At 46.5% G+C, this 24,746-nt stretch carries 31 protein-coding genes; all 31 read left to right on the top strand.

The features are described 5' to 3' along the window. Positions 1–14 precede the first annotated feature (14 nt). Complete coding sequence (fliJ, locus tag A5882_RS05285; protein ID WP_005232789.1) at positions 15–434, top strand: flagellar export protein FliJ; 420 nt, start codon at positions 15–17, stop codon at positions 432–434. A gap of 64 nt (positions 435–498) precedes the next feature. Then, positions 499–1,836, top strand: a complete 1,338-nt coding sequence (locus A5882_RS05290; protein WP_086372510.1) for a flagellar hook-length control protein FliK — start codon at positions 499–501, stop codon at positions 1,834–1,836. Between the two features lie 12 nt (positions 1,837–1,848). Then, entirely contained in the window at positions 1,849–2,280 is a 432-nt protein-coding gene (locus A5882_RS05295; RefSeq protein WP_003129052.1) for a flagellar hook capping FlgD N-terminal domain-containing protein, read from the top strand. Then, entirely contained in the window at positions 2,277–2,639 is a 363-nt protein-coding gene (locus A5882_RS05300; RefSeq protein ID WP_005232787.1) for a hypothetical protein, read from the top strand. Before A5882_RS05295 ends, A5882_RS05300 begins: the two co-directional genes overlap by 4 nt. Positions 2,640–2,717: 78 nt before the next feature. Beyond that, positions 2,718–3,614: a flagellar hook-basal body complex protein gene (locus A5882_RS05305; RefSeq protein ID WP_005232786.1), complete on the top strand. Its 897-nt coding sequence runs from the start codon at positions 2,718–2,720 to the stop codon at positions 3,612–3,614. 35 nt (positions 3,615–3,649) lie between these two features. Beyond that, positions 3,650–3,847 (top strand): flagellar FlbD family protein, encoded by a 198-nt coding sequence (locus A5882_RS05310; RefSeq protein ID WP_005226609.1) that lies wholly within the window; start codon positions 3,650–3,652, stop codon positions 3,845–3,847. Positions 3,848–3,858: 11 nt separating this feature from the next. Then, positions 3,859–4,362 carry a flagellar basal body-associated protein FliL gene (gene fliL, locus A5882_RS05315; protein WP_008376623.1) on the top strand — a complete coding sequence of 168 codons (504 nt, stop codon included), beginning with the start codon at positions 3,859–3,861 and terminating at the stop codon, positions 4,360–4,362. Between the two features lie 14 nt (positions 4,363–4,376). After that, positions 4,377–4,742, top strand: coding sequence for a flagellar biosynthetic protein FliO (locus A5882_RS05320; protein ID WP_008376622.1), 366 nt, complete (start codon positions 4,377–4,379; stop codon positions 4,740–4,742). Then, positions 4,739–5,503 (top strand): flagellar type III secretion system pore protein FliP, encoded by a 765-nt coding sequence (fliP, locus tag A5882_RS05325; protein ID WP_005232783.1) that lies wholly within the window; start codon positions 4,739–4,741, stop codon positions 5,501–5,503. The genes A5882_RS05320 and fliP overlap by 4 nt, the downstream gene beginning before the upstream one ends. Before the next feature lie 25 nt (positions 5,504–5,528). Beyond that, positions 5,529–5,792, top strand: a complete 264-nt coding sequence (gene fliQ, locus A5882_RS05330; protein ID WP_005232782.1) for a flagellar biosynthesis protein FliQ — start codon at positions 5,529–5,531, stop codon at positions 5,790–5,792. 12 nt (positions 5,793–5,804) lie between these two features. Then, positions 5,805–6,554 carry a flagellar biosynthetic protein FliR gene (gene fliR / locus A5882_RS05335; RefSeq protein ID WP_016619533.1) on the top strand — a complete coding sequence of 250 codons (750 nt, stop codon included), beginning with the start codon at positions 5,805–5,807 and terminating at the stop codon, positions 6,552–6,554. 30 nt (positions 6,555–6,584) lie between these two features. Beyond that, positions 6,585–7,652 carry a flagellar biosynthesis protein FlhB gene (locus A5882_RS05340; RefSeq protein WP_086372511.1) on the top strand — a complete coding sequence of 356 codons (1,068 nt, stop codon included), beginning with the start codon at positions 6,585–6,587 and terminating at the stop codon, positions 7,650–7,652. 19 nt (positions 7,653–7,671) lie between these two features. Beyond that, positions 7,672–9,747 (top strand): flagellar biosynthesis protein FlhA, encoded by a 2,076-nt coding sequence (gene flhA, locus A5882_RS05345; RefSeq protein WP_086372512.1) that lies wholly within the window; start codon positions 7,672–7,674, stop codon positions 9,745–9,747. Positions 9,748–9,777: 30 nt separating this feature from the next. Beyond that, the gene (locus A5882_RS05350) at positions 9,778–10,485 is read left to right on the top strand and encodes a sigma-70 family RNA polymerase sigma factor (protein WP_005226623.1); all 708 of its coding nucleotides are present in this window, start codon (positions 9,778–9,780) and stop codon (positions 10,483–10,485) included. Next, positions 10,482–11,183 (top strand): flagellar hook-basal body protein, encoded by a 702-nt coding sequence (locus A5882_RS05355; protein ID WP_086293575.1) that lies wholly within the window; start codon positions 10,482–10,484, stop codon positions 11,181–11,183. Before A5882_RS05350 ends, A5882_RS05355 begins: the two co-directional genes overlap by 4 nt. Positions 11,184–11,193: 10 nt before the next feature. Continuing rightward, entirely contained in the window at positions 11,194–11,976 is a 783-nt protein-coding gene (locus tag A5882_RS05360) for a flagellar hook-basal body protein (RefSeq protein WP_008376613.1), read from the top strand. Between the two features lie 12 nt (positions 11,977–11,988). Beyond that, on the top strand, positions 11,989–12,699 hold the full coding sequence (locus A5882_RS05365) for a cell division ATP-binding protein FtsE (protein WP_005232774.1): 711 nt from the start codon (positions 11,989–11,991) through the stop codon (positions 12,697–12,699). Positions 12,700–12,853: 154 nt separating this feature from the next. Beyond that, positions 12,854–14,149, top strand: coding sequence for a methyl-accepting chemotaxis protein (locus tag A5882_RS05370; RefSeq protein WP_005226627.1), 1,296 nt, complete (start codon positions 12,854–12,856; stop codon positions 14,147–14,149). Between the two features lie 18 nt (positions 14,150–14,167). Then, on the top strand, positions 14,168–14,671 hold the full coding sequence (locus A5882_RS05375) for a chemotaxis protein CheW (RefSeq protein ID WP_005232772.1): 504 nt from the start codon (positions 14,168–14,170) through the stop codon (positions 14,669–14,671). Next, on the top strand, positions 14,643–15,152 hold the full coding sequence (locus A5882_RS05380) for a chemotaxis protein CheD (RefSeq protein WP_005226629.1): 510 nt from the start codon (positions 14,643–14,645) through the stop codon (positions 15,150–15,152). Before A5882_RS05375 ends, A5882_RS05380 begins: the two co-directional genes overlap by 29 nt. Positions 15,153–15,167: 15 nt before the next feature. After that, positions 15,168–16,178, top strand: coding sequence for a chemotaxis-specific protein-glutamate methyltransferase CheB (gene cheB, locus A5882_RS05385; protein WP_086372513.1), 1,011 nt, complete (start codon positions 15,168–15,170; stop codon positions 16,176–16,178). 5 nt (positions 16,179–16,183) lie between these two features. Then, positions 16,184–16,957 carry a protein-glutamate O-methyltransferase CheR gene (locus A5882_RS05390; protein WP_034878173.1) on the top strand — a complete coding sequence of 258 codons (774 nt, stop codon included), beginning with the start codon at positions 16,184–16,186 and terminating at the stop codon, positions 16,955–16,957. Positions 16,958–16,978: 21 nt separating this feature from the next. Then, positions 16,979–19,030: a chemotaxis protein CheA gene (locus A5882_RS05395; RefSeq protein ID WP_086372514.1), complete on the top strand. Its 2,052-nt coding sequence runs from the start codon at positions 16,979–16,981 to the stop codon at positions 19,028–19,030. Beyond that, positions 19,027–19,614 carry a chemotaxis protein CheC gene (locus A5882_RS05400; protein ID WP_005226634.1) on the top strand — a complete coding sequence of 196 codons (588 nt, stop codon included), beginning with the start codon at positions 19,027–19,029 and terminating at the stop codon, positions 19,612–19,614. The genes A5882_RS05395 and A5882_RS05400 overlap by 4 nt, the downstream gene beginning before the upstream one ends. Before the next feature lie 14 nt (positions 19,615–19,628). Beyond that, positions 19,629–19,991, top strand: coding sequence for a response regulator (locus tag A5882_RS05405; RefSeq protein ID WP_003129084.1), 363 nt, complete (start codon positions 19,629–19,631; stop codon positions 19,989–19,991). A gap of 19 nt (positions 19,992–20,010) precedes the next feature. Further along, positions 20,011–20,400: a chemotaxis protein CheW gene (locus tag A5882_RS05410; RefSeq protein WP_005232757.1), complete on the top strand. Its 390-nt coding sequence runs from the start codon at positions 20,011–20,013 to the stop codon at positions 20,398–20,400. 17 nt (positions 20,401–20,417) lie between these two features. Next, the gene (gene fliM, locus A5882_RS05415; RefSeq protein WP_005232756.1) at positions 20,418–21,428 is read left to right on the top strand and encodes a flagellar motor switch protein FliM; all 1,011 of its coding nucleotides are present in this window, start codon (positions 20,418–20,420) and stop codon (positions 21,426–21,428) included. Further along, the gene (gene fliY / locus A5882_RS05420; RefSeq protein WP_008376584.1) at positions 21,425–22,483 is read left to right on the top strand and encodes a flagellar motor switch phosphatase FliY; all 1,059 of its coding nucleotides are present in this window, start codon (positions 21,425–21,427) and stop codon (positions 22,481–22,483) included. The genes fliM and fliY overlap by 4 nt, the downstream gene beginning before the upstream one ends. Positions 22,484–22,578: 95 nt before the next feature. Next, entirely contained in the window at positions 22,579–22,854 is a 276-nt protein-coding gene (gene flgM / locus A5882_RS05425) for a flagellar biosynthesis anti-sigma factor FlgM (RefSeq protein ID WP_005232754.1), read from the top strand. Further along, a complete protein-coding gene (locus A5882_RS05430; RefSeq protein WP_008376582.1) occupies positions 22,855–23,211 on the top strand; it encodes a hypothetical protein in 357 nt (118 codons plus the stop codon). It abuts the gene before it with no gap. Positions 23,212–23,222: 11 nt separating this feature from the next. After that, positions 23,223–24,746, top strand: a complete 1,524-nt coding sequence (gene flgK / locus A5882_RS05435) for a flagellar hook-associated protein FlgK (RefSeq protein WP_086372515.1) — start codon at positions 23,223–23,225, stop codon at positions 24,744–24,746.

Consider the following 24,746-nt stretch of genomic DNA (forward strand, 5'->3'; position numbering starts at 1 on the left):
ATAAAGGAGCAACCATGCAAGCATTTCACTTTTCCTTAGAAAAAGTATTGGATCACCGAAAAACCATTGAGCAAGAAGCCAAACGAGCGTACGCCCAAAAACAGCAATTGTTGATTCAGCAAGAACAGCACCTGAACACGCTGGCACAGGAAAAAGCCCAGCTTTTTGATGTCAATGAAATGACCATTGGGCGGATGCAAGTGCAGCAACGCTATTTGCTTGCTTTGAATGCCACCATCGATGAGGTTCAGAACAAAATGTTTCACGTGAAGCAAGAATTGGCAGAGTCTTTATCGGTAGTGGTAGAAGCGCAGCAGGAACGCAAGATCGTGGAAAAACTGCGAGAAAAACAATTTGCTGAATACACCTATGAACAGCAATTGGAAGAGCAAAAACAATTGGATGAGTTCGGCAATCGCGCCTTATTTTCTTAAAGAACTAATGTTTTAGTGATGAGATGACCTTGGTTTTAAAGCATCAGCTGAGAGGAGGTGAACAATGAAAGAGATCACAACAAGTGCCGCAACCGCTGTACCTGTCGGTAGCAAATCAAAAAAGATGGAGGCGTCACCAGAGGTCTTCAGTTTGATGATGCGACAGCTGACAGTTCAAGCAGGCAGCAACCTGCCAGCCCCTATCGAAACATCAGGGATGACGGAGCAAATCGCCGCCGCACCAGAAATGGGTACGGCCAGCAGTAAGGAACATCTGCCGCAGGAGTCAGAAATCACTTCAGCAGCTGAACAATCTGCAACGACGCAAGCGCCAGAAATGAGCCAGATCAGCCAGACACCTTTTGCAGGCTTGGTTCAGGAAGCGGCACAGGCATCAATGGTAACGACGGAGCAGAACCAAACAAGCGCCACAGCAGCTTTAGCACCAATAGACGTAGCCACCACAGTCATCGACCCCTCCGAGTCTACGCTTGAAGGTCTGGATTTGATGACAAATGATAGAAGTGAAGCCGCAGCACCAACGCTTGAAACGCCTTTGCCAGAAGACTTAGTAGGCGAAGAGCAGTCCACGGCAAAAGGGATCGCGACTTTCAAGGAAATCGATTCAGTAACAAAAGCCGCGATTGCGCAGACGACAGAAGCACAGCTGAAACAGTCCACCGAAGGGACCGCTCAATTGGGCCAAACGGGACCATTGGATCAAGTGTCGCCAGTGACCCACCAAGCGACGGATACGACTAGCACCTTGCAAAGCACGAAGGAAACAGTCGCCAAAAATACGGAAGCTGTTTCTGCACAAGCCATTGCTTTTTCGGCAATAACCGACAATGAAATGGCGACACCAGCACTGCAACTGCTTGATGTTTCTCCCCTTTTGAGCAAGCAAGGACTAGCGCCAACAAAAGCGAGTATGGAGCAAGCGGCTCTGCCCTTAGCAAAAGCGACTGCCCAACTCGTCCAAACGAGCAGCACGTCAAGCGAGAAAAAAATCACGTTGCAATTCGTTCCCGAGAAATTAGGCACGATCCAGCTTTCTCTAGAAACGAATGCCCAAGGCAGCCGCTTAGAACTGACCGTTCAGCAGCCGCAAGCCAAAGAATTATTGCTGTCCATCAAGCATGAGCTAGAGCAAGTTTTGCAAAAGCAAGAGCAGCCGATCCTAGCAATCAAAGAACCTACGTTAGCTTCTGTCCAGCAGGCTGGTCCGCTGTCAAATCAATCCTTTGCCGGCAGTATGATGGCAAGTGACAGTCAGTTAAACCAACAGCGTTTTTTACAGGCTCAAAAAGGACAAAGCAAAAAGCCATTTCATCAAAGCAATACGGTTGAAGAAGAGCAGCAATTAGCACCGATCGATCATGCGATCAGTATTTTAGTGTAAAGGAGGAGACCTATGGCAGATGAAATTACAGCAGCTGCGGCCGGTATTGCCAATACATCGGCATTAACGCAAACAAAAAAATCTTCAGATATCTCCATGGATGATTTTTTGAAGATCTTAGCAGCATCTATGAGCAACCCATCGATGGGAGGCAGCGATTCTTCTGGTGGTGGTAGCACCGACTATATCTCGCAACTGGTTCAATTTACGACCTTAGAGAGCTTGAATGAATTGAGCGAAACGTTGACGACCTCGGTGATTTTACAGCAACAGCAGCAAGCTTTTAGCTTGATCAATAAACAAGTCACTCTGATGGACGGCACAGAAACATTGTCAGGAACCATCGAAAAGGTCCGCTTTGCCAATGGCTACGCCACGATCGTCGTAAATGGCAAAGAATACAGTATGAGTGCGATCCAAGAGATTGGCGGCGAAGCAAAATGAGTTTGACGATTCAACAGGGGCTGCAAAAAGTTGCCGGGGAGCCTTATCAAAATCCCCGCAAAGCCGTGGACAAACAAGCCTTCTCTTCAATGCTTGAACAAAAACAAAACGACATCAAAGTCTCGCACCATGCGCAAAAGCGTTTGACCGCAAGGGAATTGACCTTACAAGACGATGATTACCAATCCCTTTCAACGGCGCTTAGCGAGCTAGCGGAAAAAGGCAGCAAAGAATCACTGCTTGTTTACAAAGATATGGGCTTGATCGCCGATGTCCATTCACGAACCATCATTACGGCGATGGGGATGAATGAGCTTCACACCGTCACCAATATTGACAGCGCCACATTTATCAAATAGCAGCTGGACTGAAAAGGGGCTGCAAGTATTTTCTGAATGACAGAGGAAAATACGCCAACCATAAGGAGGAAAATAAGCATGTTACGATCATTATATTCAGGTGTCAGTGGAATGAAAAATCTTCAAACGAAAATGGACGTGGTTTCAAATAATATCGCCAACGTCAATACGGTCGGGTTCAAATCAAGTAGAGTCCTTTTCCAAGACATGATGAGCCAAACGATGTCTAACGCAACTGCACCAGGCAACGGCTTAGGCGGGATCAATGCAACGCAGATCGGTTTAGGGGTTCAGACGGGCTCCATCGATACCATCAATACAGTCGGTGCCCCGCAATCGACTGGTCGCAGCATGGATTTTTATATCAGCGGACAAGGCTACTTTATGGTACAAGGACCAGGAGCAAATGGCGAAACCTATTACACACGAGATGGCGCATTTGTTCGCGACAGCAACGGAACCTTGACCAATAGTGATGGGATGCAAGTCTTAGGTCGTTCAGTCAATGGCGGTCAACCAGTTGTCTATGATGACAACTTTGATGAAAACACGGCATTGAGCGGACAAGGTGCGGTATCTCCCTTGTCGATCCCAAGCACACTGACCGTCAATGGGGAAACCTTGACCTATAACTCCATGGCAATCGATGCCAATGGCTTAGTGTTGGCAAAATACGGCAATCAAACCTTTGTGATGGGAAAAGTCGGTGTCGCAACCTTCAATAACCCAGAAGGCTTAGAAAAAGTCGGCGGCAACAACTATATCCAAACCAGCAACTCAGGAAATGCGATCGTTGCAGGCCCCGGCAATAATGGAGCGGGAACGCTGCAAGCAGGTGCCTTGGAAATGTCGAATGTCGATCTTTCGACAGAATTTACCGAAATGATCATTGCGAGCCGTGCCTATCAAGCAAATTCAAGAAGTATTACGACTTCTGATGAAATGCTGCAAGAATTATTGAATCTAAAACGTTAAGAACGTGACGCTTCATCGTTGAGAGGAGTTTGACCATGATTCTAGTGACCGCATTGAATGGCAAGCCATTCTATTTAAATCCAACATTGATTTATCGGATCGAAGAAATGCCGGATACATTGATCACACTGACAGACGGCAAAACCTTAGTGGTGACGGAAGCTGCGCAAGAAGTTGCGCAGCGGGTGATCGAGTATCATACGGTGATCCATTCGAACCAAGTGAAAACGTAAGGGTGGGAAAGATGGCAAAAGAAGAAAAAGTACCAAAAGCAGAAAAAGAGAAAAAAGGCTTGAACATGGTTGTTTTACTGCCGATCCTCTTGATCGTGGTAGTCGGCGGCAGTATCGGCGGAACCTTAGTGACGAATCACTTTTTGACGGGGGAAAAAACAGCAGCTGCTGAAACAGCAAAAGACAGCAGCAAAATCTCCTCAGACGAAGCGATCGTGGCATTGGATGAATTTTTAGTCAATCTGGCAAAAGAAGACAACCAAGAGCAGCAATACATGAAGGTCAATTTATCGATTTTAGTGGCGGATGAGGAAAAAAGCGCGGAAGCCACGAAAAATGTGGCTGTCATTCGTGACAGCGTCGTAAACTTATTGCGCCAACAAAAGGCCAGCGGTATTTTGAGCTCCGCCGAAAGTGTACCGAATTTAAAAAAAGCATTGAAAGAAACAATTAATCAGGAATACGGATCAGAAATCGCCAAGGATGTTTATGTGACGGATTTAGTGATCCAATAGAAAGAGGCATGTTGATGGAAACATTTTTATCGCTGGTCAAAATGATTGGGTTTTTGCTGCTTATTCTTTATTTGATCAACATTAGTTTGAAATATTTGAATCGTTACACGAACCAGCACAATCATCAGTTGCGTATTTTGCAAAAAATCGCCGTCAGCAAGTCGTCTTCGATCGGGATCGTCCAAATCATGGACAAATGTTACGTCATGAGCTTTTCTGAACAGCAAAATCAGATCATCAAAGAGTTGACGCAAGAAGAAACGGCCGCTTTTTTACAGCAAAGCCTAGAAAGCACCCAAGTGCAAGCTGGCAAAGATTTTTCTGAATGGCTAAACAAAGCCAAGGCGGAAATTGCTGGAAAACGAGGCAAGCAAAAATGAAGATCAAAGGCAGAGATATCAAGATCATGGCTGCGGTCCTTTTCAGCAGTCTGATGCTTCCGCAGACAGCGTTTGCGTTAGACACGGAAGACGTCAGTTCCACCATCAACAATTTATTGTCGAATGGGAATGGCTCAAGTGATACGATCAATACTTTCTTGTTGCTGACGCTGCTTTCCCTTTTACCAGTCTTGCTGATCATGATGACTTCTTTTACTCGTATCATCATGGTTTTGTCCTTTGTGCGCAGTTCGTTAGGTACACAGCAAAACCCGCCCAATCAAGTGTTGATCGGGTTGGCCTTATTCTTGACATTTTTTATTATGAAACCTGTGTATACCGACGTCTATCAGCAAGCGATCGAACCGTTTGATCGACAAGAGATCAGCCAAGCCGAAGCCTTTGACCGCTCAGAAAAACGGATCAAGGCCTTTATGATGGTACAGACACGGGAAAAAGACATTGCCTTGTTTGCGGAAGCTGATGGGGAGACCGAAAAGTATCATTCTTCTGACGATGTTCCTCTGACCGTTATGGTACCGGCGTTTATTATCAGTGAGTTACGAACGGCTTTCAGTATCGGCTTTTTGATTTTTATCCCCTTTTTGATCATTGATCTGGTCGTCTCCAGTATCTTGATGTCGATGGGGATGATGATGCTGTCGCCGATCATGATCTCACTGCCCTTCAAGATCTTACTATTTGTTTTAGTGGATGGCTGGTATCTGATCGTGGAGTCGCTGATCAAGAGCTTTCAATAGCCGCTAAGAAAGGAGCCAAGAGGAAATGACAGTAGAAATGGTACTTGATGTGCTAAGGGAAGCCTTTCTTCGAATTTTAGCGATATCTGGCCCTGCCTTATTGGTCGGCATGCTCGTTGGATTGGTGATCAGTATTTTTCAAGCCACTACCCAAATCCAAGAACAAACGTTGAGCTTTGTGCCGAAACTATTAGCGATTTTTTTGACCTTGATCTTGGCGGGGAATTTTATGCTGAATCTCTTGTTGAATTTTACCGAAATGATCTTCAAAATGATTGCGGCAATGTAAGGAGGAAACCTGATGGCGACGATTCAAGCGACGGTGTTGATTTTTTGTCGAATATTGGCGTTTGTCGTCCTTTGTCCGATCTTCTCACAGCAAAATTTTCCGTCACTGGCAAAAATCGTGATCGGCATGGCGTTGACGGTCCTATGTCTGCCGACGGCACCTGCAATTCCCGAGCTTTCCCTCTTTATGCTGACGGTTTTCGTCATCAAAGAAGTACTGTTTGGGATGGCGATGGGCTATTTGAGCCAGCTGGTCTTTACCGGTGTGGAAATTGCGGGCCAATTGATCGACTTTCAAGTAGGCTTTTCGATGGCGCAAGCCTATGATCCGACGTTGCAAATCGCCTCTTCCCAGTATGGCAAAACGTACTATTGGCTGACGATCGCTGTGTTTTTTGGTCTTGATCTGCATCATCGACTGATCACAGCACTGCTGTTGTCTTTTCGGATCGTGCCCTTAGGCTCTGTGGTGATCCAAGGCACGACGGTTGAAGGCATCGTCAAACTTTTCAGCCAAATGATGGTGATGGCAGTCAATCTTGCGGCACCAATGATCATTGCACTACTGTTGGTGGACCTCGTGCTAGGTGTGATCTCTCGTTCGATCCCCCAGATCAATATTTTGATGATGAGTCTCTCGATGAAAACTGCCATCAGTTTTGTGGTGTTTCTCTTGCTATTACCCAATGTCCTTTCGTACTTAGGCAAACACTTGCCAGATACGGTCCGCTACTTGCAGGAGTTTATCGAGTCCTTTCAATAAAGTAACAGGCAACCAGCAGGAGGTGAGAAGATGGCAGAAAAAGATGGCAAAACCGAGCTACCCAGTGCCAAGCGGCTGCGGGATGCCCGCAAACGCGGGGAGGTACCTAAGACCCAGGAATTAGCAGCTGCTGTTTCGCTGCTGGTCTTCTCATTTTTGATCCTGTCTTTATGGCAGTTTTTCGCCGCTTCTTTTTTGCCTTATTTTTCCCAAAGTTTGGCGCAGCTGGCTGATTATCAAACCAGTTTGGCGGATCTGCCAAAACTGGGGGTGCAGAGTATCTTGCTGCTGCTTTTGTTGTGTGCGCCCGTCTTTCTGGTTGCGCTCGGAGTCGGGCTTATCACGAATTATGCCCAAGTCGGTCTGTTGTTTTCCGGCAAGGCCATCAAACCAGATTTTAAAAAGCTGAACCCCATCAGCGGGATCAAGCAGCAATTCAGTTTGCGCTCGTTGATGAATTTAGGCAAAACATTGGCGAAATTCGGCGTGATCGTCTACTTGTGCTATCAACAATTTTTAGCCGCCGTCCCTGTTTTACTGGGTTTGAGTGAAGTGGGGTTGGAAAAAACGATCCTGTTCATGCTGCTGCGGGCAAAAGAATTGTTTTTACAGATTTCGATTTTCTTGATCATTTTAGCCGTAGTCGACTACGGCTACCAACGCTATAGCCATCGTAAGAACTTGATGATGAGCAAGCAGGAAGTCAAAGAAGAGTTCAAGCAAATGGAAGGTGATCCGCAAGTCAAAGCACAGCGCAAAGCGAAGTACCGTGCGATGACCCAAAATGCCATCGCCAACGTCAAAGAAGCGACGGTTTTGATCACCAATCCGACCCATTTCGCCATTGCGATTCGTTACGATGCCAGTAGTGAAGGGGTGCCGCGGGTCCTGGCCAAAGGGGCAGATCAGCTGGCGCAGCGGATGAAAGCAGAAGCCCTGAAAGAAAATATCCCACAGATCGAAAACCGTGAAGTGGCACGGGCCCTTTATCGTCAAGTAGAACCCGGGGATCTGATCCCTGTTGAAATGTATGAAGCCATTGCCGAAATCATCGCTTTGGTCTATCAGTTAGAAGAAAGCCAACTCGGCAAGATTTAAGGAAACAGGAGGAACAAAAATGAATGAGGCTGCCTCAAAACCGAAAAAAGGCATTGGTCTGGCGGATATCTTAATCTCGGTGATTGTCCTAGCTATTATTGGTTTGATTATTATTCCATTACCGAGTGCATTATTAGATATTTTGATCATTATCAATTTGACGATTGCGATCAACATTTTACTGATCACCCTGTTTACCAAATCAGTGTTGGAATTCACTACGTTTCCAACCTTGCTGCTGATCACAACGATGTTTCGTTTAGGTTTGAACCTATCTTCCACTCGTTTGATCTTGACCCAAGGAAATGGCGGACACGTGATCGATGCCTTTGCCAATGTCGTTGCCGGCAGCAATTATATCGTGGGGATCATTTTGTTCGTGATCATCATGGTCGTTCAGCTAGTCGTCGTGACCAATGGTGCAGGGCGTGTCTCAGAGGTGACTGCTCGATTCACATTGGATGCGATGCCCGGCAAGCAAATGGCGATCGATTCCGACCTAAATGCCGGTTTGATCACAGAAGCGGATGCCCGCAAACGACGAAAAGATCTGCAGCGAGAAGCTGATTTCTTTGGTTCGATGGATGGTGCCAGCAAGTTTGTCAAAGGAGATGCGATCGCAGGGATCTTGATCACTGTCATCAATTTAGTTGGTGGGGCGATCATTTTCTCCATGGGCGGACAAATGACCGTCATGGAAGCCTTCGCCCAATTCGGGAAACTGGCGATCGGGGATGGCTTGGTCAGCTCGATTCCCTCTTTACTGATTTCGATTGCTTCTGGGGTGATCGTGACTCGTTCCGATAACGATAGTTCCTTTGGTTTGGATATTGCGGCAGATGTGATGCGTAATCCCCAACTGTTTCGGATCGTGGGGGCGATTCTCTTCGTTTTAGCCTTAGTTCCCGGGTTTCCTTTTGTGCCTTTTGTGTTGATTGGCTTAGGCCTTTTCGCAGCCAGCTTTCTGGTGACGCAAAAAGAAGAAAAGCAGCGAGTGGAACAAAAACAATGGGAACAAAAACTGGCACTGGAACGCAAAAAAGAAGCACAGGAAGAAGACGATTCCGTGGCTTCCTTCCAAGTGGAACCAATCTCAGTGGAAATCGGTTATGGTTTGATCCCTATCGTGGATCGTTCGATCGACAACAGCTTGATGAACCGCATCGTGGCGATCCGTAAACAGAGTGCCAGAGAATTAGGGATCTTAGTCAGTCCCGTTCGTATTCGCGACAATCTCTATTTGGATGCCAATGATTACGTGATCAAGATCCGCGGCAACGAAGTCGGCCGCGGCGATATTTACCCGAACAAAGTCATGGTGATCAGCCCGAATGAAGAGCCATTTCCTTTTCAAGGAATCACAACAAAAGAACCAGCCTTTCATCTGGATGCTATGTGGATCGATGAATCCGATAAGGAGATGGCGGATCTGCAAGGGTTTACGATTATCGAGCCGTTGACCGTGATCGCAACACACTTAAAAGAAATCATCTATGCCCATGCACCAGAGCTGTTAGGTCGCCAAGAAGTCAAGAAATTATTGGAGGGCATCAAAGAGCAGTACAATGTCGTGATCGATGAATTGATCCCCGATATTTTGCGGCTCGGCGAGGTCCAAAAAGTTTTACAAAATTTATTGGATGAACAAATTCCCATCAATGACTTAGCAACGATCTTAGAAACCTTAGCCGATTACGGCGTTGTCACGAAAGACGTAGAAGTTTTGACAGAATATGTTCGCCAAGCACTGAAACGGACGATCGCTGCCAAGTATGCCAATGAGAACCACGAGCTGCAAGTGGCGGTGATCCAGCCGAAACTAGAAGAAATCATCGCTCAAAGTATCCAAAAAACCGCAACTGGCTCGTACCCGGTCTTAAAACCAGATACCGTGACCAAGCTGTTGGATTCCATCAGTGGGATCCAACATGCGGCGATCGCTCAAAATATCAATTTCGTGATTCTGGCATCGCCTAAGATCCGGTTAGCATTCAAAAAAATGATCGTTTTTAATTTTCCAGATATCGCCGTTCTTTCTCTGAATGAGATTCCCAATGAAATTGCGATCGAAACGGTGGGCAGTATTGACATTTAAGCAGAATTTTCTTAGGAAGGGGCATCGCCGATGTATGAAGTCGATCGAGAAGCGGAGATCATCAAGTATCTGCCGCTAGTGGAACGGGTGGTTCAGCGCCTGTCTATCAAAACCGCCGATTATGAATCAGGCGATCTCTACAATATTGGGGTGATTGGGCTGATGGATGCCTTGCGGAAATTCGATCCCTCAAAAAAAGTTCCTTTTGAAAGCTATGCAGCGATTCGTATCAAAGGGGCAATTATTGATGAAGTACGCAAGCACGCCAAAATCTCCCGATACAAAATGGCGGCAGTCAATCAGTTTTATCAAGCACGGCAAGAGTTGGAGCAAAGCCTCAAAAGAGAAGCGACCGACACCGAGATCTGCAAACAGCTGGGAATCAACCAAAGTCAATTAGCGGATATTTATGAGAGTCTGCACTACTTAGCCAGCGTCTCTTTGGAAGATACCTTGTTTGCTTACCAAGAAGAAGGCATGACCTTAAAAGATATGGTTCGGGATCCAGCCGAAAATGTCGAAGAGACCTTGGTCGCTGAAGAAAAACGCACCGCCTTGGTGGCGTGCATCAAAAAATTAGGGGAACGAGAACAATTGATTTTAAGTTTGTACTATACCGAGGAACTGACGTTAAAAGAAATCGCTGAAATCTTAGAAGTCTCGATTCCACGAGTTTCACAAATTCACGGCAAAACGATTGCCAAATTGCGCACATTGATTGAGGAGGAACTGGCATGATTCGAGGATTGGATGTCTTATCACGGAACATTTCATTATTACAAAAGCGACAAGAGACGACGAGCGGCAATATTGCCAATGTCAATACAACAGGGTATCAAGCAAAAACCTTGTTCCAGTCGGCGCTAGATGAAGTGGCGCTGCATAATTACCAAAGCGGGCCCAATGCGGATACTCGTCGCGATATCGGTGGGTTGTCTTTAGGGACCCAATTGGCAGGCAGTACCATCAGTCAAGACCAAGGCGCTGTCAAACAGACGGGACAAGCCAGTGATTTTGCACTGCTTTCCGAAGGCTACTTTGTCGTTCAAAACAATGCGGGGCAGCGGTTGTATACGAGAAATGGCGACTTTACCGTCAATCAGCAGAATCAATACGTAACACAAGAAGGCTATCTTGTCTTAGGTGCCAATGGACAAGCAGTCAGCGCCTTGGGACCAGCGAACTTTCAGATCCAAACATTTCCCCCAGAAGCATTGACTACAGCTGGTCAAAACTATGTGACTAGCAACGCAGCAGGAACCACGGTGAATGCACCCGTGATCCAGCAAGGTGCCTTAGAACAAGCCAATGTAGCGGTTGCCGATGAAATGGTGGCGATGATCCAGACTTCTCGGGAATTTGAAGCCAATCAGAAAGTCTTGAGTTCAACGAATCAGACATTGCAAAAAGCGGTCAACGAATTAGGAAAGATTTGAGGATGAGTCAATGAATATCAGTGGATTATTAGGAATCAGCCGTTCTGGGATGAATCATTTGCAGACAAACTTAGACACGACAGCCAACAATATTGCCAACGTCAATACCAATGGCTACCAAGCACAAACGACGCACTTTCAAGCATTGATGGAAAATGCCATCGGTGCAGAAGAAACGCTGTTTAATGGCAACGCCGCCCAATATGGTGCGTCAATGGGGGCGAAGGCAACCACGACCACCAGTTTTGCCCAAGGCAATCTGGCGGGCACTGCTCAGCCATTAGATCTCGCGATCCAAGGCAATGGCTTTTTCGGGGTTCGGGACCAAACCGGTCAATTGCTGCTAAGTCGAGCAGGCAATTTTCATTTAAGTGAGAACAAGCAATTAGTCAATAGTGAAGGGTACCCTGTGGCAATGACCACAAACGTACCGACCGCGCAGTGGCCAGATGCGCAGCAAATCGCAATAGATGCCAGCGGTCAGTTGACGACGGAAGAAAATGGTCAGACTCGCGTGTTGGGACAGCTGACCCTTTATCAGCCGACGAATACAGAAAACATCACGTCAGTGGGCAACCAACTGTACAGTGCCGGTGATCAAGCGTTGCTTACTTCGCAAACCAATCCGGCAGCCTTTGGCAGCGTGTTGCAAGGACAGTTAGAACAGTCGACGGTGGATCTAGCGACTTCCATGACAGACTTGTTAACGACCCAGCGTGCGTATGGATTGAATACGAAAGCCATGCAGACAGCTGATGAGATGTGGTCCGTGATCAATCGTTTTACAGATTAGAGGAGAAAGAACATGATTCGCTTAACCAAGGTCAGTAAAAAATTCAGCAATGGTACGTTGGCATTGGCCGATATTTCTGTTGCGATCCCTCAAGGAGAATTTATCTATGTGGTGGGTCCCAGTGGTGCCGGCAAATCGACATTATTCAAATTGCTCTTGAAAGAAGAAGAGCTTTCGGCTGGTTCTATCCAAGTCGGCAATGTCTTGTTGGAACAACTCAAAGACCGTCATCTCTATATGATTCGACGACAAGTCGGTATCGTCGGACAAGAAGACCTTTTGCTTCCTTATCTGACGGTTGCCAAAAACGTTGACTATGCGCTGCAAGTACTAGGCACTCCCCGTAAGCTGCGTCAGGAAAAAACCGCCAAAGCACTGCAACTGGTGGGTATGTTTCCTCAAAAGGATCACTATCCTGAAGAGCTTTCCGTGGGACAGCGCAAAAAAGTAGCGATCGCGCGGGCGATCGTCACAGAGCCAGCAGTCTTGATCGCCGATGAGCCCACCGCCAATCTGGATGCGAAATCAGCCGTTGAAGTCATGAAACTACTCTTGCGGATCAATCAAGTCGGTGCCACGATCCTTTTGGCGACCCACGACAGTACGATGGTCAATACGGTCCGTAATCGGGTGGTCGAGCTGCAAAACGGTCGCTTGGTTCGTGATGAATACCAAGGCGGCTATACGCGCTTTGCTGATCCAAAAGATACATATGTCTGGTGAAGATGCTTAACTTTTCTAGCAAAAGATCCGATTAAAGAACTAGAAGATTGTTTTCATAATCGGATAAAGAAGGAGTGACCCAACGATTATCAAGTGAAGAGCGAATCTTGATAAACAGCACGACTGATCATTTTGCATAGGAAAGGATACTGTTATGAAGAAGAAGGTACAAGCTATCATCAAAAAAATCCGCTTGGCGGCGTTGATTCCGCTAGGGTTTACCCTGATCGTATTATTAGGATGCTATTTCTTCGTGATCCGCACCCACGGAGACGGACAAGCAGCAAAAAGTTTCTTTATTTTTTCAGTGATCGTATTGCTGCTAGAAATCGCAGTGTTAGTAGGAATGACCTATTTGGTAAAAAAAGAGACCCACTCGGGCATGGATACGTTGTTGACAGAACTAGAAGCAGTTGGTTCTGGTGATCTGTCGCATATCGATGAGATCGGCAGCAGCGACCAAACTTCCCTTTTTGGGCAAGTTCAAAATCGTTTTCAAGGGGTTTTAAACACCTTCAAAGCGGTGATCGTTGGCATGCACGAAGAAAGCAGCCGAATGGAAAAAATGGTAGGCGGCCTAACGACAACCTCAAAAAATGCCAAAAATTCAATTGAAAATGTGCGTCAGACGATGAATGCCATCGCAGATGCCACTAGTTCACAAGCCTCCGAAGCGGAACAAACCTCCTTTGATATGGACGAGCTAGCCTTAAGTATCGAAGAGATCCACAAAGAGATCGAATTGATGAACGGCTATGTCGGTCAATCCCAAAGCAGCAATGTCCACAATTCAGAAATGATGTTCCATGTATTTGAAAGCTGGGAGATCGAACGGCAAAACCAAGCGGAATTAGTGGAAAGCATGAACGACATGAACGAAGATGTCCAAAGCATCGGTAAGATCGTTCAGCTGATCAATGACATTTCTGATCAGACCAACTTACTGGCATTGAATGCATCCATCGAAGCAGCTCGAGCTGGAGAAGCGGGCCGAGGGTTTGCCATCGTTGCGGAGGAAGTCCGCAGCTTGGCGGAACAAAGCAGTCAATCAACGAAAAGCATTCGTTCGATCATTGAAACGATCCGCAAAAAATCGGAAAAAGTGGTCTCTGCAGTGACGGATTCCTTTGAAAGCGGCGAAAAACAAACCAACAATATCAACAAAGCGATCGAGTCAGCCAATGAGATCTCTGATATTGTCGAAAAATTGGTTTCAAGTATTCAAGCCGTGGAAGCCCATATTACCGGGATCGTTGAGAAAAAAGACATGGTTCAAGTTTCCGTCAGCAACATTTCGGCTGCTGTTTCGGAAACCTCTGCCGGCACCCAAGAAGTAACGGCAAACTTAGAGGACTTCTACTTAGTCATCGAAGACTTTGAGCGGAATGTGCAAGAGATCGAAACGATCGCCACTATCCTTAAATTCCAAGTGGATAGTTTCAAATTCTAAAAAGGAGCAGTGACGCCAATGGAACAATACGTTGTATTTAAAAGTCATCAACAACTCTTTGCCTTGCGTATCGACTATGTGGTACGGGTCATTGAGGCTGCTTCTTTTACACAGCTGCCGGAAGTGGCGGATTTCGTGTTGGGGATCCAGCCTTTTGAAGAGGCAATGGTTCCGATCATTGACATCCGCAAAAAGCTGTTTGATGAATTTACGCCGGAAACTGGGCAAAATGTGGTCTTGTTGTGTCACTGGCAAGAGCAAGCGATCGGCCTTTACGTGGAAGAGATCGTCGGCATTTTACCGCTAGTTGAAAGTCCCAGCAATGCGGAATTAAATACGTCAGGACTCAAGCAAAACTATATCGAAGCCTTTTTGGAAAAAGACGATGAACTTGTGCTGGCATTGGAACTGCCATTTCTCTTCAGCTATGAACAAGCCGCTGAGATGACGGCTGAGTTAGACGCCTATCAGACAGAGGAATTGGCAGCCGCCAATGACGATGACAATGATGACCGTGAATGAGGAACTGCATGTGGGGATCTCGGAGTATAAGATCGCCCAAGCGCCAACGCGTTTGATCACGGTGGGTTTAGGTTCTTGCATCGGCACGATCATTTACGATGAAGCCAGTCATATCGGCGGCTTGAGTCATATTATGCTGCCAGATAGTCAGCCTTTTTTGCACAAGCGGGAAATCAAGCCCGAGAAGTTTGCGGATTTGGCATTGCCGGCGATGGTGGCTGAGCTGGAACAAAAGATCCGGCGGCCTCGCTTTCAAGCGAAAATCGTTGGCGGCGCCAATATGTTTCAGTTCCAGACGCTTAACGCTGCCAGCAATATTGGTCAGCGCAATATTGAAGCCGTCGAGGAAGTCTTGGCTCGGCTAAACATTCCGATCGTAGCCAAACATGTTGGCGGCAGCGCTGGTCGAACGATGATCGTGGATCTTCAGGATTTCAAGACCATGGTTCGGCAAGTCAAACAAGAAATCGTTTATTTGTAAAAGGAGTACAGGGACATGAAAAAAGTAATGATCGTCGATGATTCGGCATTCATGCGGAAAGTAGTGACAGATTTATTGAATCAGCTGCCTGATATCGAGGTGACCGTCGCTGCCCGCAATGGCAAACAAGCATTGGACTATCTGACCAAAGAAGCGATCGATTTGGTAGTAATGGATGTGGAGATGCCAGTGATGAACGGATTAGAGACCTTGCGGAGGATGAAACAGCAATCAGCCATTCCCGTCATCATGCTTAGTTCATTAACCAATCAAGAAACCACGATTGAGGCATTGGCGCTAGGCGCCCGAGATTTTGTCGAAAAACCGGTCAGTCTATCGATGATCGAAAAAGAATGGATCGCTGAATTTCATCAAAAAATTTTGGCGATGGATCATGAAGCCGGCACGGTTCAAATCCTGATGCCAACGATTGCCCAGCCCACTAAGCTGACGCAAAACAGCTTGCCGGTATCACTTGATGCGCTAGTCATTGGTGCTTCAACAGGCGGACCGCGTGCCTTGCTGGGGATAATCCGCCGTTTGCCTGCGCGTTTGCGTTGTCCCATTTTGATTGTTCAGCATATGCCTGCGGGATTTACGGCTTCCTTTGCAAAGCGCTTAGACACAGAGACAACCGTCCGAGTACAAGAAGCAGTCGATGGCATGCGGATCGAAAATCAAGTGTATCTTTGCCCAGGGGATTACCACATGACGGTCAAACAAGGGCACTTGCAACTGGACCAGCGAGAAAAACGACATGGGACGCGGCCGACCGTCGATTATCTTTTTTCCTCAGCAGCTGACTACTATGGCCCGCAACTAGCGGCAGTGGTTTTGACGGGGATGGGAAAAGACGGCACCGCTGGCTTACGACAGATTCAAGCGGCTGGGGGCTATACGATCGTTCAAGACAAAGAAACGTGTACAGTCTTTGGGATGCCGCGGTATGCCATTGAACAAGGAGTCGTGGATGAAGTCCTGTCGTTGCAGGGCATTGAAGCAAAAATTGCACAGATGGTCAGGTGAAGAAGATGGAAGAAGAATTTGCCTTATTTAATGCGTGGGTGGATCGCCGATTAGGGATTCCATTAGCCGCATACAAAGAAAATCAAATGCAGCGCCGCATCCTTACGATCATGGAAAACAGCGGGGCAAAAACGTTGAGGGAATACCAGCAGTTGATCGAAGGAGATGAAGGGGTGCGGGCGGCTTTTTTAGCCCATATCACCATTAACGTAACGGAATTTTATCGCAACAAAGAACTGTTTGACGCCTTTGAACGCGTCTTGAAAACCATTGTTCTCCCGAAAACTACGCTGCCAAAAATTTGGAGTGCCGCATGTTCGATTGGGGCAGAACCCTATACGATCGCCATGCTGCTAGAAAAAAACCAAATTGCCGCAGCCAATGTCTTGGCCACTGATATCGATACGCAAATTTTGGCAAAAGCCAAGCAAGGACTCTATCGAGACCACGAATTGCGGAATGTCTCAGCGGCAGAACGTACCCGTTTTTTTGATGCAAAAGAAAAGAACCAGTTTCAGATCAAACCAGAAATCAAACGGCGAGTTCATTTTAAGCAACACGATCTTTTGAAAGACCCGTACAATGGGCCTTTTGATGTGATCGTTTGCCGCAATGTGACGATTTATTTCAAAAGTGATGCTCGGGATGCCGTCTATCAAAAATTCAGCGATGCATTGGTCCCAGGGGGCATTTTGTTTACGGGAGCGACAGAAACGATCAATTTTGCGGAACAATTCGGTCTCAAGAAAATCGATTCGTTTATCTATCAAAAAGTATAATTTTGTAAAGGAGGGACCCATTTGGATGACAATAGTGTCTATCGTACCCTTTTCTTTGAAGAAACAGACGATCATTTAGCACAGTTGAATGATCATGTCTTGCAATTGGAAAACGATCCAAAAGATAGCGCCTTGCTGAATGATATTTTCCGTTCTGCCCATACCCTTAAAGGGATGGCGGCAACGATGGGCTATGACGTCATGACGCAGCTGACCCATAAAATGGAAAATATTTTTGAGTTATTTAAAACAGGGACCTTGCAAGTGACCCAGCAATCGATCTCATTGATTTTCAAATGTCTGGATCGCCTGTCAGAACTTGTGGAGGACTTGCGGGAAGAACGCGACCTTCAGCCAGCTCAAATTGCCGATTTATTGGCCGAACTTGACCAAACAGAACATTCTGGCGGTATATCAACCGAGACAGAAGCAAACCAAAAACCCACCGCAGTGGGCGCGTTAACCCCACAGCTTCAACAGATCGATCCTTCTGATCTGTATGTGATCGAGCAAGCGGCTGGAGATGGCTATCAAGCGGTCCAAATTGCTGTTCGCTTAGATGCCCAATCCATGTTAAAAGGTGCTCGTGCCTTCTTGATCATGGAAAAGCTTGGCCAAGCAGGGGATGTTCTCTATACAGAACCAGATGCCCAAACACTCGAAGAAGGCACCTTTGAATCAGATTTTTCACTGCTGTATTTGACGCAGCAAACACTGGCTGATGTCGAGCAAAACATCGCCAGCAATAGTGAGATCGAAGCCTTCGTGGTGGCACCGTTTGATCCTTCAGCTGCTGTGTTGGAGGAGGCAGAAGAGCTGCTTCAACCAGTGCCGACCCCAGAGTCAGAGACTTCTGCTCTTCAGCAAGCGACAACAGAAACGAAAGAAAAATCGCCGGCGCCCGCGCATCATGCGTCCGCCCAAAATCAATCGATCCGAGTCGACTTGAATCGCTTAGATTCATTCTTGGATCTCGTGTCCGAATTGGTGGTCTATCGCAATCAATTAGAAGATGTCAGTGAGCGGGAAAACATCGAAGCAGTCAAAGACCCCTTAGAGCAAGTTTCACGATTGACCTCTGAGCTGCAAGATTTGGTCTTACGGATCCGCATGCAGCAAGTCAATGTCGTCTTTAGTCGCTTTCCGCGAATGGTTCGGGACTTATCCAATGAACTGCAAAAGGAAATGGAACTTGTCATTTTTGGGGAAGAAACGGAATTGGATAAAACAGTGGTTTCTGAGTTGAGTGAACCTCTGGTCCATCTATTGCGTAATTCTGTCGATCACGGCATCGAAGCACCCGATGTTCGGGAAAAACTGGGCAAACCGCGCAAGGGCACGATTCGCTTGGCGGCCTACCAAGAAGGCAATCGCGTGATCATTACTTTAGAGGATGATGGCAAAGGCCTTGATCCGCAAGTAATCAAAGCAAGTGCTGAAAAGAAAGGCTTAGCAACGGAAGGTCTTTCCGATGAAGCGTTGCAGCAGCTGATTTTCCATCCTGGTTTTTCAACGGCGCAAGAAGTGACTAACATTTCTGGGCGCGGTGTCGGGATGGATGCCGTGCAATCGAAGATCACCCAACTAGGGGGCACGATCGAAATGAAGAGCCAGCCAAATAAAGGCACGCAGTTTGTGATCAAATTGCCATTGACTCTGTCGATCATTCAAGCGTTGATGGTTCGCGTCGGAGCAGAAACCTTTGCGATTCCACTAAATCTCGTCGAACGCGTGGTGATGGTTAAAGAAGAAGAGATCATCCAGACGGTCTCGGATGAGGTCTATCGTTTTCAAGAGGAGTTGATTCCCTTGGTTCGGACCGATCAACTCTTAGCGATCGAAGGCGATCCATCTGAGAAAAAATTCGCCATCATCGTCAACAATGACCAGCAATTTCACGGCATTTTGGCAGATGAGCTGATCGGCCAGCAAGAAATCGTCATCAAGAAAATCGATCCATTGCTGCAAAAGCTGAATCGCTATCAAGGGGCAACGATTATGGGCAACGGCTCGATCGCATTGATCCTAGACATTCATGCCATCTGTCAGGAAAAAAAGGATGACCGCCTATGAGTTATACAGCGCTGCAAATCGATGGCCTAAAAGAACTAATCAATATCGGCGGTGGTCACGCTGCGACGAGTTTATCAAAGCTCGTCCAACAACCGATCGATATGCGGGTACCGGAAGTCGAGATTCTAGCGTATGAGGACCTGTATCAGCAGATCATGGCGGAAGACAAAGAAGTTCATGTGGTGATGAGCCAGATCGAAGGGGCGTTTCGAGGGATCTTCTTGTTTGTCTTAACGGATGAATCCGCCGCAAAATTGCGTCAGTTGATGATCCAAGAAAGCGATCCGTCTGAAGAATTGAAGCAATCGGTCATCAACGAGTTGACTAACATTCTTACCAATTCTTTTTTGATCGCGATCGGCCAACTATTGGAAACTCAGCTGAGTGCGTCTTTACCAAGCGCCAGCTATGATTTCTTTGGCGCAGCGATCAGCTCCATCTATTTGGCGATGGCCCAGTATGATGAGCAGGTGATGGTGATCCGTAATGAGTTCGTCTACGCCAAAGAAACATTAGAGGCATCGTTATTTTTGATTCCAGAAATCGGTGTACTAGAAAACATATTTGATTCATTAGGAATTTGAAAGGGGCAAATACAATGTCAAAAAAAGTATTGATTGTGGATGATGCGGTATTTATGCGCATGAAATTAAAGGATATTTTAGAAAAAAACGGCTATGAAGTCGTGGGGGAAGCCCAAAATGGCCAAGAGGCTTTTGAAAAATACCAAGCAACGACACCAGACTTAGTGACTATGGATATCACGATGCCAGAAGTGGACGGCTTAGAGGCATTAAAAATGATCCGCACGTTTGATGCGCAGGCCAAAGTCGTAATGTGCAGTGCCATGGGACAACAAGGAATGGTGATGGATGCGATTCGCGCCGGTGCGGTGGACTTTATCGTGAAGCCCTTTGACACGGACCGCGTAATCACTGCCATCGACAAAGCCTTTGCCTAATGCCTAGGAGGATAGCGACATGCAGATGATTCTTTTCAAAATGGCTCAGCAGTACTATTTGATCTCGGCGGACTCGGTGGACGAGGTCATTGATGCCCCTTCCTTTACGAAGGTGCCCTTAGCACCAGAGTGGGTGGAAGGGTTGATCAATCTGCGGGGGTCTGTCGTAACGGTGATTCGTTTGGCAAAATTGATTCCCATCATGGAACCAGCCTACGAAAAAAACATATTGATCATGAAGAAGCAAGAGGAGACCAAAGGGGTCCTCGTAGAAGAAGTAATTGAAGTACTTGATATCACTGAAGACGATATCCAACTGGGCAATCAAGAGACAGAACATGCCGTTGGGGTCGTGACGATCGGTGAAAAAGTAGCCAGTGTGATTCAAATCGATCACATGATTTTTTAAAAAAATGGGGGATTAGTGTGGATCAGGTATTGACGCAGCAAGAGATTGATTTATTGTTGAATGCGATGAGCAGCGGAGAGATCGATCAAGAAATTATTGAGATAGAAGACAAACAAGCCAAAGTGAAAGCCTACGATTTTCGCCGACCAACAAAGCTGTCGAAAGAATACGTCAATACCCTGCACATGATCTTCGAGGATTTCTCGAAGATGAGCAGCAGCATGCTTTCTACCCAACTGCGGACCAATGTTTCTTTGCAGTTGGCAGCTATCGAACAAGTCAGTTATGACGAATTTATCCATTCGATACCAAAATTTACTTTGTTGGGGCTCTTTCATTCGCAGCCTTTGAGCGGGATCCAAATGATCGAGATGAACCCACAACTGTGTATGATGTTGGTGGAGTTGTTGTGCGGCGGCTTGGATGTTTATCAAAACAAGCCGATCGAAATGGATTTTAGCGAGAAAAAAAGTTTTACTGATATTGAAACAGCGATCTTGGAAGAAGTAGTAGCACAATTTGTACGGGTCTACCAAAATGTTTGGAAGGACATCGTTGCCTTGGATTCGGTTTTGGATGGAATCGATACGAATCCGCAATTGATGCAAAACATGTCGCCCAACGAACCCGTCGTGTTAGTGACCTTTACTATCAAAATTTTTGAGGTGAAACATTTTATCAATCTATGTATCCCCTATGTCTTCTTTGAAGGGATCATTGATAAATTAAGTTTCCGCAATTGGTTTGATAGCAATCAGCCCGTCAACCAAGACGATAGCCGCGAGTTGCAAAAAAGTTTGAATGGCGTCGGTTTGAATTTAGAAGTTCTGCTGGGCCATGCTCAAATGAGTCTTTCTGAGTTTCTCCACTTAGAAGAAGGCGATGTCATCAAACTAGACAAAAAAATTACTGAACCATTGGAGACTTTCATCGATGGAAAACCTTACTTCCGAGCAAAACCTGGGAAGCAAGAGGACCGTTTAGCCATTGAATTATTAGACAAGTTAGAAGAGGAGCAAGAACTATGAGTGAACGTTTATCCCAAGCAGAAATCGATGCATTGTTGAATCAAAGTGCCCCAACCCAGCCGCAAGGATTAGAAGAGCAAGTCAAAGTCGACATTATCGGCGAAGTTGGCAATATCTCCATGTCGCAAGCGGCGACGACGTTGTCTTCCATTCTTGATCGTCGGGTCAGCATCACGACTCCCCGGGTGTCTAAAATCAAATTTGGTGAGATCTTAAACGACCTCGTTGCACCAAAAGTAGCAACGACAGTTGAATTTAAAGAAGGCCTTTTAGGCAGTAATTTGATGCTGTTAGAAGTCAAAGATGCCATCGTGATCGCTGATTTGATGATGGGGGGAACCGGTGAAACCAGCAACACCCAATTCACGGAATTAGAGCTAAGTGCTGTGGCAGAAGCCATGAACCAAATGATTGGGACTGCCTCGACTTCGATGGCGACGATGATCAGCCGTAAAGTGGACATCTTACCGCCGATCGTCAAACTATGGGAGACACCAGAAAACATTGAGTATAGCGGGATCGAGGCAGAGGAAGAGATTTATTGTATCTCATTTTCTTTGCGCGTCGAAGGTCTGATCGAAAGCAAAATCATGCAGATCTTTACGGATCCGGTGGTTAACGATATCGCCAGTGCGATGCTGTCCGATGAAGCGACTGTCGTTACTCGAGAAACACCAACACCGCAGCCAACGGCACCCGTTGCTGCGCCTACCCCTGAACCGGCGGCTACATCAAAACCCGTTGAAGTCAGCAAACCGGCGTTTCAAACATTGGCCTCTAGCGGGGTGAGCGATGGGGATAATTTGGACTTGATTCTTGATGTGCCACTGGATCTAAGTGTCGTGTTAGGCCGCAGCAAAAAAACCATTAAGGACATTTTATCTTTCAATACGGGGTCCGTCATCGAGCTGGAAAAACTGACGGATGAACCGCTAGAGATTTTGTTGAACGGCAAACTGATCGCTACTGGGGAAGTCGTGGTCATCAATGAAAACTTCGGCGTACGGATCACCAACATTCTTTCGCAAAAACAACGCATCCACAATTTGCATTAATTTGAAGAAATCGCAAAAAGTTAAACATATGGGTTTAACTTTTTTGTGATTTGACCGATAGTAGAGGGTAGAAGAATGAGAACGGAGGAGAACCTATGAAAATCGAAAGAGGTTACGCAGAATACAGCGACAAGGCCATCAAACGTGAAGCGGTCAAACAAGAAAAGCCAACTGCTGCTCAGACAGAAAAAACCGTCGATGTTCAATTGTCCGAAACAGCTCAAGCCATTCAAAAGAGTGCCAATCAAACAGCCAGTCGCAGTGAACGAGTGGCAGAATTGAAACGAGCGATCAAAGAAGGCACCTACCAAGTATCTGCCGAAACGATCGCCGATAAAATGCTGCAACAAGATGAAAAGCAGGTCGACTAGATGACAGAACGGGAATTTGAGCGTCAGCTACAGCAGTTCTTGCGGTTGCTGCAAAAAGAAAAGACCTGCTTGATCAAAAATCAAGCAGAAAAATTACCAGAACTCGTCGAGAAAAAAACCGCCTTCGTACCCGTTTTTTCCACGTATGAAGGAACTCTTTCAGGGGCGATCAAAGAACTCATCCGCCAGATCCAAGTGCAGCAAGCCGAGAATCTCCTGCTGACGGAACAAGCCATTAGTTTCCAAACCGTTTTGATGGATGCAGTCAAAGAAAATATCAAGACACCGGCAAATACGTATTCGAAATACCAAGAAAAACAAGCTGTCTCAACAGCGATCATCGATCAAAAAATGTAAGGAGTACTTCTATGACAGGACTATTTGGTTCATTAGGCACCGCAACCCGGGGCATGACCGCCAATCAAGCAGCGTTGCAAACCAGCAGCCATAACATTGCAAATACCAATACAGACGGCTACTCAAGACAACGAGTCAACTTGCAAGCCGAAGCGTCTTACCATCTAGCGGGTGTCGGCAGCATCGGTATGGGTGTGAAAGTCGGCAGTGTCGAACGGATCGTCGATGATTTTGTCATTGGACAAGTACGCAATGCCAATTCTACCTATACATATTATGAACAAAAAGCAGACATATTAGGACAGCTGGAAAGTTTAATGAATGAGCCTTCTGACAACGGACTGTCCAAACAGCTGGCAACGATGTTTGATTCTTGGACCGCATTAGCCAACAATCCTGAACTGGATACGTCTAAGACCCTTGTGCTGGAAAACAGTAGTACATTTGCCGATACCATCAACCAAATGGGCAAACAAATGACGCAGCTGCAAAGCGACACGCTGGATACCATCGAAAAATCCGCGCTGGACTTCAATGAGAAGGTCAAGCAGCTGCAATCCTTGAATGAACAGATCTATGGGTTGACGACGAGTGGTGAGACACCCAATGATCTTTTAGATCGTCGAGACAGTCTGTTGAAAGATCTCTCGGGTCTAGCAGGGATCGAAACCAAGACCGATCAGTATGGCCGTGGGTTTGTATCCATGAGCGGACAGACGATCTTAAGTGCGGAGGAACGCAATACCCTTAGTGTGGTGGTGGGACAAAGCGAGACAGGCGCCTTGGTTTCCAAAGACGGCAACGCCTTGAATCCTGCCGAAACCATCACAGGGTCTTATCCAGCTGGAACCGTCTTGTTGACGAAAACCACCGACAATGGCGACACCGCCTATACAGAATTGCCGATCAAAGAAGGGGCGATCGGTGGCCTGCAAGCATCATCTAGTGAAATCGGCAGCCGCTTGACGGAATTGAACAACTTTACGACGACGATCGCGCAAGCCATGAACATGGTCTTTACCGGCGGCGCTTCTCGTACAAGCGGACTATTTGAGATCGGCCAAGATGATACCGGCACAGCGACGACGATTCGGGTCAGCCAAGCACTGTTAGATAACCCAAGTCTGGTGACCGGCGGAACGAGCAATGCAGCAGGAGATGGTTCAAGAGCTGCTGCAATGGCGAAACTCAGCAGTGCCAAATTGGATTTCCCGTTGTCAGAAAAGACGATCGCTTCTTTTGATTCTGAGACATTGACGTTTGCTAATGCAGCATCCGGCATGAGTGTCAGCAGTTATTTTAACAGCATCGTCACCAAAAACGGGATCTCAAAACAGCAAGCCGACAATACGGTCAGTGCCCAATTGTCGCTGCTGAATCAACTAGAATACAAAAATCAATCGGTGTCCAGTGTTTCATTAAATGAAGAAATGTCAGATGTGATTCGTTTCCAACAAGGATTTCAGGCCAATGCCCGCATATTATCGGTCGTTTCTGAAATGTTAGACACATTGATCAATCGAACAGGAGTGTAG

The sequence above is a fragment of the Enterococcus sp. 4E1_DIV0656 genome (assembly GCF_002140695.1).
GTDB lineage: Bacteria > Bacillota > Bacilli > Lactobacillales > Enterococcaceae > Enterococcus_D > Enterococcus_D entomosocium.